This is a genomic window from Paraburkholderia phenazinium (assembly GCF_900141745.1).
Classification (GTDB): Bacteria; Pseudomonadota; Gammaproteobacteria; order Burkholderiales; family Burkholderiaceae; genus Paraburkholderia; species Paraburkholderia phenazinium_B.
The window spans coordinates 453,361-465,764 of the sequence record NZ_FSRM01000001.1; the positions used below are offsets into that span (position 1 = coordinate 453,361).

At 56.1% G+C, this 12,404-nt stretch carries 8 protein-coding genes; 3 read left to right on the plus strand and 5 right to left on the minus strand.

The features are described from left to right. The first annotated feature begins 727 nt into the window (after positions 1 to 727). On the plus strand, positions 728 to 2,533 hold the full coding sequence (locus BUS06_RS02215; RefSeq protein ID WP_143787442.1) for a S8/S53 family peptidase: 1,806 nt from the start codon (positions 728 to 730) through the stop codon (positions 2,531 to 2,533). A 456-nt stretch (positions 2,534 to 2,989) separates the two neighbouring features. On the opposite strand, the gene BUS06_RS02220 is transcribed toward BUS06_RS02215, so the two are convergent. Then, on the minus strand, positions 2,990 to 3,277 hold the full coding sequence (locus BUS06_RS02220; RefSeq protein WP_074262783.1) for a hypothetical protein: 288 nt from the start codon (positions 3,275 to 3,277) through the stop codon (positions 2,990 to 2,992). A gap of 261 nt (positions 3,278 to 3,538) precedes the next feature. Here BUS06_RS02220 and BUS06_RS02225 point away from each other — a divergent pair, with 261 nt between their 5' ends. Then, positions 3,539 to 5,101 (plus strand): hypothetical protein, encoded by a 1,563-nt coding sequence (locus BUS06_RS02225; protein WP_167379362.1) that lies wholly within the window; start codon positions 3,539 to 3,541, stop codon positions 5,099 to 5,101. A gap of 332 nt (positions 5,102 to 5,433) precedes the next feature. After that, positions 5,434 to 9,336 (plus strand): NACHT domain-containing protein, encoded by a 3,903-nt coding sequence (locus tag BUS06_RS02230; protein WP_074262785.1) that lies wholly within the window; start codon positions 5,434 to 5,436, stop codon positions 9,334 to 9,336. A 54-nt stretch (positions 9,337 to 9,390) separates the two neighbouring features. Here the strand turns inward: BUS06_RS02230 and BUS06_RS02235 are convergent, their stop codons facing one another. The 4 genes from BUS06_RS02235 to BUS06_RS02250 form a co-directional block, all read right to left on the minus strand. Continuing rightward, a complete protein-coding gene (locus tag BUS06_RS02235; RefSeq protein ID WP_074262786.1) occupies positions 9,391 to 10,353 on the minus strand; it encodes a toll/interleukin-1 receptor domain-containing protein in 963 nt (320 codons plus the stop codon). A gap of 198 nt (positions 10,354 to 10,551) precedes the next feature. Continuing rightward, complete coding sequence (locus BUS06_RS02240; protein ID WP_074262787.1) at positions 10,552 to 11,580, minus strand: reverse transcriptase family protein; 1,029 nt, start codon at positions 11,578 to 11,580, stop codon at positions 10,552 to 10,554. Beyond that, positions 11,549 to 11,854 carry a helix-turn-helix domain-containing protein gene (locus tag BUS06_RS02245; protein ID WP_074262788.1) on the minus strand — a complete coding sequence of 102 codons (306 nt, stop codon included), beginning with the start codon at positions 11,852 to 11,854 and terminating at the stop codon, positions 11,549 to 11,551. The genes BUS06_RS02240 and BUS06_RS02245 overlap by 32 nt, the downstream gene beginning before the upstream one ends. 33 nt (positions 11,855 to 11,887) lie before the next feature. Beyond that, positions 11,888 to 12,145 (minus strand): hypothetical protein, encoded by a 258-nt coding sequence (locus BUS06_RS02250; protein WP_143787444.1) that lies wholly within the window; start codon positions 12,143 to 12,145, stop codon positions 11,888 to 11,890. Positions 12,146 to 12,404: the final 259 nt, after the last annotated feature.

The window sequence follows — 12,404 nt, forward strand, 5'->3', positions numbered from 1 at the left end:
TCGATGGCATACGGGCAGGCATGCAAAGCTTCTTCTGTTTTCCGCCCTTGCTGAAATCAAAGGTTGCCATCGCCGTCACATTCACGGAGCCGCCTGAAGTTAGATTCAGGTTTTGTACCCATGGAAGGTCTGTCGGAACAGACACATCTGACTAGGTCGCGGACTTCTTTTGCTCATTGAATGGGCCGTAAATTAATTCGAAAGCTGCATGAGCACTGACGTCTCCATGGATTGCTCGCGACGCCATGGCAATAGTGCACGCGGAAGGCATCAGCTCGCTCGTACCTGGCTCTGACCTGGCCGCTACAGGCGTTTCATTACTGGCATAGTCCTGAATCGCAGTGTCATCCCCGCGGGACTGGGTGCTCGCGAGCCGCCGGGTGGTACCGCGGCAATCCGTTAGCGCGTCGAAGCGAGCGTACGTCTCGGTGAGTTAGACCAGCTCCATAGAGAATATCGTGAGCATCGAAAATCTCGCTTTCGTAAAGTCTGATGCCATCCTAAGATTAAATCAATCGACGGAATTCTTGTAGTTAAGCGCTAAAAATAAGTCTTCTTCGACTAGAGAGCGCGCAAAGCTTTATCGCGATTTTTCTTAGCTAGCGCGTCGCCGCTCTTTGCTCCCCTCTGTCGTCGCACTACGCCATCTACGTTCCAATGCCTCACATCTCATAACGCGAACCTCTGTTGCACGTCCTATTCCACGACTTTCGCTGGAGAAATTGCGATGCTGAACGACGAACTCAAGCTACTTATTCGGTTACCACTGAGTCAGGTAAAGGTGTTTCGCACAACACTGTTACAGCAGGGTCCTGCGAATGCAGGGATTCCTGGGCTCCAACCCGGGACGGTCGAAACACTATTTCCCGAAACCACGCTACTCTGGAGCGGTCCGGTTCACGACTGGCTTGTACTTCAGCCCACAAATCTTGGTGCCAAAAATCGTTGGGACGAAGCACATAACCAGGCCAAAAGTCTGAGGGCGGCCAATCCAGAAGCTGCGGCTAACGTGTACGTTGAGCCGAACACGCGGCACGAGCGCCGCACCGGGCCTTCGACGACGGATGCAGAGGATGAAGAAATGCAGGTTGCCAAAGGAGAACCCCCAAGTGGCCCTCCTTACCCGCCGTCTTCCGGTTGGATTTCGGCCTATCCACCAAATGCGGGAGCGACGTTCTCGCCTGGGTGGCATCTGGAGCATGCCAAGTTCTTGCAGGCTTGGACACAGACCCAAGGTGATGGCGCTACCATTGCGCACCTCGACATTGGATGGTGCCGCGAGCACTATTCGGTTCCGTTGAATATCCACGAGGAACTGGGCTGGAACTTCGTAGACGGCAACAAAGACACCCAGGACCCGGGGAAAGGCCCCAACGCGGGACACGGCGCCGCGACAATAGCGCTTCTTGCTGGAAACAAAGTGAGTCTCCATGGCCAAACTACGACAACTCCGAATTGCAAAGACTACAGCGGCTTTATCGGCGGGGCACCGAGGGCAGCAGTCATACCGGTCCGAATCGCCGGCGTAGATGGCTCCGTCATTTATCTCTATGGCGAGACCATGGCAAAGGGTCTCGCGTACGCGTTGACGGCTAACCACGGCAAGCCCTGTGACGTCGTTAGCTTGAGCCACGGTGGCCTTCCTACAAAGGCGTGGGCGCAAGCAACAAACGCTCTCTATGAGGCTGGTACATTGGTCGTCGCTGCTTCCGGTGACAGTTTCTGGGCGGTATTCACCGACATCGCCACGCATTACACGGTGTACCCGTCCGCGTTCTACCGGGTCGTCACGGCTACGGGCGTTACATTCGACAACGGTGCTTACAAGCGAAACAAGGTGGGCGTTATGCAAGGATGCTGGGGGCCCGACGCTGTGATGCGCAAGGCGACCAGCGCATACACACCGAACGTCCCTTGGATGACTGCCGAGACAAAGCACGGCTGGACAATGGACGGTCAGGGAACGTCTGCGAGCACGCCCCAGATAGCAGCTGCATGTGCACTATGGATGGCCTACCGGGGAAAGAGCTACCCCGAAGGGTGGCAACGCGTTCAGGCTTGCAGGAGAGCGCTAGAGGTATCGGCAGCAGACAAGAACGAAGACTTCTCCGAAATTGGCCTTGGTCGATTAGATGTGGAAAATTTGCTCAGCCAGGATACCGATGACATCGTGAAAGCAGACTACACCAGCGAGGACCCGAATCGCCAATTGCAGCATATTGGAGAAGACGAAGTGTCTTGGCCGTTTTTCCGACTGCTTTTCGGGTGGGCGCCGCCGGGCGGTGGTATCCGCAAGCCATCGCCGGGGTTAGAAGCCCAAGTCGGAAAGCAGCCAGATGGAATCGAGCAAATGTACGAGGTCGAAGCGCTACAGTTGCTCTATAAAACCCACAATCGCGCATTTCTGGACTTTATAGAGCAGACTCAATCGATGGCCGTAGCGCGTCCCGGCGACAAGCAAGCTTTGAAGGACTTCCTGGTCGCAGAGCCCGACATCTCTAATGCCCTACGGAACTTCTTGATGAGCAACTAGGGCGGTTGCCGCACTTCGCTATACCTCCCTGCAAACCATCATCCGAGGCATTCCCGATTCCCGAACGCTTCGGAGCATCTCCAATACCTCTCAGCTAGGTGTGTTGAGGTGTCGTTCGTCGGCTCGCAGGTCTCAAGTTGATGCGCCGAACACCTGGGCCAGCGGCTCGCCGGCGGCGCAGTTACGAGTGGTCGCTCGGACCCCACTGTTGAGCCGGTTGGCCGGCAAGCCGACACCCGTCCGCGGCGACTCGACACCGTTTCCTGTCGTTGAACTCGCGAACGGTCACGTTTGCGCTGCAAGCGAGGAGAGCAGCTTTTGCTGCTAATCCGAGTAGCGTCCGTTCGAGTAAATTGACCACGTGTCGACCATTTCGGACGACAGAAGGTCTCCATCTACGACCTTGATGAGTTTGCTTCGATAGAGAGCCCGCGAGTGCTGAGGGATTTTGGCACTCTAACGACGGAGCAGGTCCTGAACCTTGTCGCCGTCGAAAGCATCGTATTCGTAGTGGACGGTCTTTCGAAGCTGCATGACTCGTTCAATAATTGTCGTCAGGAGCAGCCTGTTGACCCTAGGGTCGGGCAAGCTGCTCGCAAGCTGGCGAATCGCTTCGTTTCGCTTTGAGGAATCCGAACGTGCCACGACCAAAACAGCCTGTTGGAGCTGTTGGTCGCCCTGCAATTCGGAATCTGCTGTTCCGAACGTCCTAGGCGTGCCTTGCTTCATCAATTTTTCGTACATAGGCTCACTTCCGACGAGAGGTGCCGGCACCTACGTCGCGCATCACAGTTCAAGGCAAGAATGGACAGCATTGACACAAAGTTGCATGTTCGGATGCGTCAGATTTTGACAGTGCTCCGTGCATTGCGAACTGACCACGACATACGTCCGTAAGAACATTCGTGTTCGAAAGACGAAGTCCTATTTCTCATACCTCAGTGTGGCTTTCTTGGTGAGGTATAGGGAAGCGTGCGGCGCTAAAATGTCGCCACAATCATGTGCATGGTCCGCGAAAGCCAGATGGGAACAAACGCAAGAGACGACTTCAGTCAGCCGGTGAAGCAGATGCTCGCGGAGCGTGTCAACTTCCATTGCTCGGTCTGCGATGCGCCAACTCTGGGGCCGAAAACCGGGACGACGGACAAGAGGTTTTCGGTCGGCAAGGCGGCGCACATCAAGGCCGCTGCAAAGAACGGTCCGCGTTACGACAAGAATCAGACACCGGCCGAGCGCAAAGCCATTGAAAATGGTGTGTGGGCCTGCGCCACCTGCGCGGACATCATCGACCGCGACACCGATGCGTATTCGGTGGCAGACTTACTCCGCATCAAGGCGGACGCCGAGTGGGTGGCAAACATAAGAGCGGGAAAACCACCTGGCAGCGAGTTGTCTGCATTGACGAACCCCACTGCAATCATGCGAGCGGTGGACGTGTTTTGCAGTCGGGAGTCGGCGCGTCAGGAGCGAATTGACCCGCGCTTCAAGGTCGGCGTGCGTATGGGAGAGTCGGGTCCCATATACGAGGTCAAGGCAAAGGAGACAGTTGACGCCCAGCTCATAGTCACCGCCGAGGACAAAGAGCGCAAAGTCCAGGCCCTACGCGAATTTTTCAACTATGGCGGTCACTTGGTGCTGGATGGCGCGGACCTTCGGATGGAAGGCTCCCCGCTATTTGAGACGGATGAGGCAGCCGCCACTCGCTGGCAGCTATCGTCAACCCCACGTCCGGTCACGATGACAATTGTGCTAGCGGAGGAGGCAGGCTCGCCGCTGTACATCGAGTTTATCGGTAACGGCACCCAAGGCAACAAAGGCGCGAGGCTCCAAGGTGCGGCGTTCGGCGGAATGCTCACGGCAATCCTGACCGCCGACTACTCGGGCGCTTTAACCGATTTCACGTTTAACATCGATACCCGGCAGTGGGCGAGCAAGCCGGTTCGCCGGCTACCCCATTTCTCCCGTCTGCAGCAGATTGTCCAGCTTCTTGCAGCGCCGACTCAAGTTCGAATCCTATGCATGCATGAAGGCCTCGAGTCTGAATTCGGGACGGGACTTTTCGATGGAAGTGAAACATTTTGGCCACTGCGCGCGCTTTTCGATGAAATCGCGACTATTCGGCGACTTGATGATTTCTTCGACCTAAACCTCGCGTTGCCGGCCGACATCAGCGACGTACTGCTCCTCCAATGCGACATGGCCTGGCTACTCGACTTGATTAACCTCGAAACGTCCACGGAGACCGAAGTCAACTTTCTCGTGGCGTCGTCCAACCAAGCCGTGCCGCTAAAGGCTATTCTCGCAAATCAGGCGCCGCAGGCAATGACGCTCAAACACCGCATCGACCTGGAAATCTACGGCCGTAGCTATGGACCTTTTGGCCTGGAGGTGTCATGCCCAGCAGTCGGGATTCACGTGGTTGGACCGGCGAACATCGAGCAGGGAGTGTCAGTAGAACTGGCGATGCGTGCCGTCGAGGGTAACCACTGGACACCTCGCCTTGTCGATAAGCATCCGGAACCTACGACGGTAAAGCAAGCCCCAGCAGCTACGGGTAGCGTCGCGTAGAATCTCGGCGCTCTGGCGGCGGCTGCGATTTAAGGCTGCCATTGCGTGGGCTCTCAATGTCGGTTGGTCCAGCACAGCCACACCACGTCATGCCACATGCTCATGCTTTAATGAAAACCGAAAACGATTTCCGTTTGCCGGCATAGTCGGTCAATTACCGTAACCGCTGTCCCCGACCGGCGAGACAACCTAAATGTCCATCGCTCTCTTTTACCGGTTTTCCACGGCTGATTCGACCACAGCCCGGGTATCATGGGGGAAGGTTTCTGGCTAGCAAGCGTAGCGGTGGAACTTCCGACTTCAACCTATTAGACTGCACAGGCGTCGGTGAAATGGCCAGCCATACAATTACCGCTTTCGGCCCGGCTTCGAATCCGTGGACGCTAAGTCAGGAAGAATCCGCAAGGCAGGCGATTGCCTCGCTGCGAGGATATATCTATCAGCTTCATGCTTCGGTAGCGGCTTGGATGCGCCTGCCGCCCGATGGTGAGTTGCATCTCGAAGTCGCCGAAGACTACGCACAACTGCTAGCTTCTCCCGACAAGGCCGAGCAGATTCTAAGTGCTGTGCAGGTCAAAGACACTCGCGAGTCGGGCTCCGTCACCCTCAACTCGGCGGACGTCCTGAAAGCCATAGAAACACTATTTTCGCTCCAGGAAAGCAACACGGGGCGCCCCGTATTCTTGACATTCCTCACCACTTCGAAGATTGGCAGGGAACTCAAGGACCCGCTTCCGAGCGGCACCCCGGCACTGGAAGTCTGGTCCACCGGCGCAAAGGGCAGTGACGTTGCAGAACTGCACGATGCGCTTCGAGCACGATTTACCAATGGCAAACTCGCCGAATTTCTTAAAAACTGCTCGATGGAGGAGCTTCGAGGGCGTCTGCTGACTCGTTTGACGTTCGCGTGCGGCGAGCCACCGTGGGAGCAACTTGAAGAAGATGGACGGGACTATCTGGTCAGCATCCGGAGCGAGGTGCGCGCGGAGCCGAACGCTGCTCGAAGAGCATACGATGTATTGTTCGCCGCGCTATATCGACAGGCCCTCAAACCCCAGGCACGGAAGTTAGACCACCAAGCGTTCCTGGCGGCCTTCTGGGAAGCGACAGCCGTGTTGATTCCGTCCCAACAGTTCATAGACCTCACTGACAAGGCTCTCCGCTCGGACGCCGAAGCGGCACTATCCGCGCTACCGGTAACGTCCAGCTCGCTCGATTTCGCCTCGTTAGCCGAGGCCGCTCGAAAATTGCGCGATTACGGTCAGCCACCAACACTACTACCCCTCTTCCCTGACGTTTCATCCCAGGTGCGAGAAGCGCTGGAGAGCCTTTCCGACGTGGACCGATGGGTCGTCAGTCACACCGGTACCAACACGAAACATTCCGCACGACTTAGATTTTCAGAACTATTGCAGCAACGAGAGTTCCATCATCTCGTGTACGCAGGGCCGGGAGCTGGCAAGAGCCACACGCTCTCGTGCATAGCAACGAACCTACTCGGGCAGGTGAACGCGATGGATGCGCTCGCCGGAACATCCGTTAGCGATGGCGCTGGCTTGGAGGGTCGGGAGGCCATTACGAACTATGGTCCTGACGAGTTGATACCTCTTTTACTGCCTATTGGTGGCCTCAAAACCGCCGACGAAGTGCTAGTACAAATCCGGACGCTGCTGCCTGATACCAATCCGGAAGACGTACTACGAAGCCCGCGCATTTGCGTGTTGCTGGATGGCTGGTCGGAGTTCGCAACCGGGGAACATTTTGGCCAGCGCGCGGCTCTCCTTCGTTCACTGGCGGGGGTCCGGGTAATTGCCTGCGCCCGGCATCCCGACCCTAGTGACACATCGTTCAAATGCTGGACACTGGAGCGGCTCGCGTCTGAACAGATTCGCGTCGCCGTCGAGCAGGCTTTTGGCAGTCTTGGGATACTCAGCGATGACCTGGCGGACCTGCTTCGGCTCCCACTCATTTTGTCGCTCTATCTACTGCTTGGAGGGGCAACGTCTGCCCCGGGCGAACTCATCGCCCATTTCCATCGGCATCTCTCGATACACTTGCCAGAGCAATTCGAAGAAGCGCTTTCTGATGCAGTTTCGCTGCTTTCCCTTGCGAGAGAACGGTCGTACAACAAGTTTCTCGCAGCTCTGCGCAAAGCTGCTGCTGCGCGGAAGATAGCCGAACCCCAATCCGTCTTACGGCAACTAGGAACCATCACTCAACGCGGAAGCGTCACGGTCGCAATTCACGACTTGTACTGGAGTTGGCTCTCAGGCGTCGGCTTTCTACGTGCGTCACGGATTGACCAAGCAGCGCGTCAACTGGATACACGTGAGAGCTTAACCCTTGCTCTGCAGTCTGGAGAGTTCGTCGAGGCCACTGTCGTGGCTGAGACTGCGAATACCGACGCTGCCTTGGCCGCGACCTTCGACGCAAGTCTTGGCCGCGCTTCGATGGATTCGTCGCTCTCCGTGATGCTTGACCCGATGTTCCAGCATCCATATCCTGCCGTGCGATGCCGCGCAGCCATCGCTGGTATCCGCTCGAATAGAGCGACATATGTCGGGAAAGGGCTCGATGTTATAGATGAGATATCGGCTGCCAATCTTTACGTCCCCGACCTTGTCGAAGGGCTCGATTTACCGAGCCTGTTTACAAACAGGGCCACGCTTGGCAGTTGGCTCGGTGGTCCTGGTACCCAGACGGTAATCGAGGCGATTGCCACCAACGGTGACGAACGATGGCTGCCGTGGCTTGAGCAGATGGCCCATGGCGGTCGACTGGAGCCAACCGTCGCCCTGGCGGCGGCGTTAGCATGCGGCACGGAAATACCAACGTGGGGGGCTACACATCTGCCCAGCCTCCTTTCACAGTCGCCATGGCTCTTCAGATTTACGAGCGGCCGGGGGGCCAATAAGCAGCTCGCCCTTTGGCTATCGCGGAATTATCCACAATCGCCCGACACCCCATTCGGAGGGTGGTGGCAGAGCAATCGCGTACTTGTCTCCTGCGGCGACGACACGGTGTTCGAGGAGCTGCTTTTGCGCTTTCCTTCGATGACCAACCGCGCTCAGGAACTGCTGGGGATGGCTATACCGGAACTCGGCGACATTTGGGTCGCTCGATTTCAAAGGGTGGCCTTCGCCTCGCCAGGTGCGCAACATCATCATCGCCTCGCCGAGACCCTCAGCCTTGAAATTGACGATAAGACGGCACGTGAGTGGATTGCGCGAGGCTACTATCATACCGGATGGAGAGTCTTGGTTGCCCGGCATGGGACAGAAGTACTACCTGAGCTAATTGCAGAGCTGCCAACGTCTTTCGGGGGACAGTTGCGTTTGCCTGCCCTCGAAGCCATGGCTCTTCTTGGAGATTCACCTGCCACACTCCTAGACCAGCTAAACCTGAGGCTCTTTAACGAACTCAGTCAGCAACTGGGCATCAGACCGAAGGTCGGAGAGTCCCTTATCTTGGTGGCTGCAACGGTGAAACCCCTTGGAATTGCGTGGCTCATCGGTCAATGCCTACGTAACCCGAAGGTCTTCGGGGGATATCACGCAAAACTGGTTCTCGAAGAATACGTAAACTGGACGAAGGAAACCGGGCGGACGCTAACGCTGGGCCCGGAAATGGGGCAGATGTCCTTCGAGCGTTGGTATGCCTCAATACAGTTTGTAACCAATTGGGATAACTACAATTCACCTGAGGCACTTCGACTTGTTCCTGACGTCGCCGTTGAGGCGGTCCTTGGGCCATTCTGCAACGACGATGACAGAGCGGAGAAGATTCTCGGACGCCTCCCCGCTTTGCCGGCATATGACGAGGCACTCTTCGAGAGGATGTTTAAGTCCACGCGGTTGGTGCCTTTGATTCCCAAGGTATTCGCTGACGTATTGAACTTGTTTCCACAAAATCAGATGTTGCGCCTAGCCCAATCGGAGCATATGAAAGAAGACGAGCTGTTCCACTGGCTCAGTGTCGCAACTGACCCATCGTTTCGAGAGACGCATTTCCTTCTAGCAAAGCGAGTCATCTCTGCCCCGCTCAACCTGCACAACATCAGGTTCGTGGCAAACATGCTGCGAAGCTATGCGCGAGAAGTTCTGGTTTCGTTCTTTCAACCGATGCTCTCTCAAGACGGGGTGGCTGAAAGCGATAGCCTGCACTGGCTGCTCCGCGAAGCCGGCAACGCTCGAAGTGAGTTACTCATCGATGAACATGGTAAGTTGCTGCATTAACCGCCCAAGCGTCGTTAGCTACTGGTAGGCACAGTGGCAGGCACGAGCGCTTCGCTACTGCTGAAGGCGCTCTATGAGCTTTGACCAGTAGTACTCGGCAGCACCCGTTTCAGACAACTGGTCTGGAATTCCCCTGCTCATCATATTCATCATCGGCTTCAGGAAAAGCTTTTGGCTATCTTCGCCTACCGTCAGAGCCTCGTTGTAACTGTTCATGTGCGTAGAGACCTGGTCGGAATATGTAATTTCGCCGGAACTGCGCCCGAGCGCACCAAGAGAAATAGTGCACTGCGCGACCGCCTTACCGCCTTTGTAAATGCTAGAGGAGAAGCGGCGAGAGTCAATCCGGTCGAATCGTCCTTTGAAGTCGGGGTGCCGTTCTTCGAGAGCCTGAAGCGAACCTTCGAAGAAGCGGGAAATAAACTCAAATGTCCCGGTCACGAACGTATCACGGTCGAAATCGGAAAACTCCTTCTTAACTCTGAGATTGCTTGAGCGGGGTAGCTGCTCGCGAGTCGAGACGACCGTAGTTGCCGGCGCTACCGGGCGAGCGGAAGCGACGGATGATGCCGCAGTCACTGTCGTACGCCCTACAGCCTTCCGGATGGATTTGGTGATGTCGGCGAATGCTTCATCCTGATTCCCCCAGGAGGTTACTGGGCGTCCGTCAGTCGGCACGGCCATCAGCTTCCCAAACGGTGCGCTGTGCCAGTCACAGGCCCGCAGAATCACAGGGATTACTCTCGCTTCGCCATTCGCATGTCGCTCGAGCGCACGGTGCATCTCTCTTGAATAGCAGTAGTCGGACGCGATGAAGTTCGCGCTTACCAAAAGAAGAACAATGTCCGCTCGTTCCAACTGTTCGGAAATGCTGTCGTCAAGATTCGAACCTGCGACGATGCGGCGGTCATGCCAAGCCTCGATGAGGCCATCGCGCTTCAACATGGAGAGATGGACTTCCAACTGGTCACGAAGTGACTCGTCTACGTGCGAATAGGAGAAAAACAAAGAAGCCATTTCGATGTCCCTGCTTTAAGAGGTTGCGCCCGTGCGCCTATTTTGAGCCGGATTCAAAACATTGATGCGACCTTCGATACCCGAACATCTGTCGACTGTCCCATCACTCTTCGCCCACTTCCCGGACATTTGCTCCCCGCTCGCAAGGTCATTTTCCGATTGCATTCGGGCACGACGGTCGTCGCCCCTGTTCGTTAGTCACACGGCAACGGTCGCACCGCACGCTCGGTCCATGGCTATACCACGTTCATCGAGCGATTCGGAAGACCCGTCGGAGTCGAACGGTATAGCCTGCCCGAACGCATCCGACAGCCGCGCCCCAAGTTCGGGGTGCAGTCGAACCACCTTCGCAATCTTGCCACGCGTGCTCGCCACAGAGGGCATATTCGCCTGAGTTCCGGACGTCAACGCCTGTTTGACCTGATGCACCTGTGCTCTGATTCGGCGGCGCTCTTCCTTTGGCAGTGCCGGGTGAACATTCACTACAAGGCTATTAACCGTTACGCGATGGTTCCGCCGGAGCACCTTGTGCTTCGAGCGCTTTATCGAGTACCCGTATCCCTGAAAACAACCTATTGCTATCCGATTGATGTCGGTCAATTCTTTCTCTGACGTGTCGGCGGTCGTCGAAATGGTCATGTCATCGGTGAGACGGGAGTATCGCCACCCACGCTTTTCAAGCGTCTCAACCAGATTGTGTTCACGCTGCCAGAACACAAGATTGGCAAGGTAACTGCTAGTTCTCGCTCCTTGCGGAAGGAAGTCGTCCTTCGTGGTCAGGCACGTGAGTACTTCTGCAACGTCAGGCGCGAACCGGAAAAAATTCTTCCAAATGTCTCGGACAAGTTCGGCTCTCGTACTAGGAAAGAAGTCCGCGATGTCCAGAGTGATGGCAATGTGTGCACCGGCGTGAATCTCGGCGTTGCGTACGTAGTCTCTCGGATACGCTCTGTCGCGAATGCTTCCCTGGAGATAGAGCGGAAACAGGACCTTATGAAAGAACAACTGGTTAATCCGGCCTTGGACCGCCTTAAGTTGCTTATGCGCGTCCCATGTTACGCGCTCACTTCCATCTTTCTTCGCGACCGCGTTTCTGCGATACATGTTCCCGGCATTCGCAGCCAAGCGGTTCAACTGACGCTCGGTTAAGCCAAGCGCCAGCGCCAGCGTCTTCACGTCCTTAACCGGCGCGAAGTTATATGAGGGCTTGTTCGGGCGGCTGCTCATTTAGCAGTTGGAGAGCGGCGAAAGATAGCTTTTCCTGCAGGTCGACGGGCAAGCCGGAAAGCTCGGTCTGGTCTGCAGCGAGGAAAAACAGAATGCCCGAGGGAATGGCCAACGCTTCCGAGATTCGCTGGATGATGGAGAGGGTTGGGTCCTTCCGCTTGTTCTGCTCGAGCAGCGATAAATACGAAATCGAAATTTCGGCCTTTTCAGCAAGCTGCGCTTGATTGTATCCACGCTGCTTGCGGCAGAGTGCGATGGCGCGGCCTAGATTCATCTCATAGTCCTTTGGAAAAGGTGGTTTGCTGTGTCAACGGGAGTTGAAGAACAGGTGAGCGAGAGCAGCGAGATTAGTCACGATGCTGAGCGCTTGGGCAAGCATGGCTAATGCCCGCTGGCTCACGCGATGTGGTACCTCGACTTCGTCCGTCCTTTCTTGCAGGCAGTCCTCCATTTCTTCGACGACAGCCTTCAACTCTTCACTGACACTGGTGCCTAACTCTTGGTGCTTTTCCTGATGAAGCGCCTTGAGCGCATCGATGCAGGTTTTCAATTGGTCGTACTTCATTGGAGTGTTCTCCGAAAACGGGCACATGCCCAGCTTCCACAAGCAAATAGCCGAACGGAGAGAGTTAGACACCACAAACCACATCCCAACAAAACAGCTTCCTTCAATGCATTGCAAAACCGCGCAACGCTTGCATCGCAGCAAAGGCGCTCATGCGGTTAGCCACTCGCGAACCTCTACCTAACCAGCCAGCCGTAATGACCACGCCATTCGCACTCACGGACCGCGACGAGCGCATCGCGTCCACGGTTTCGGGGAT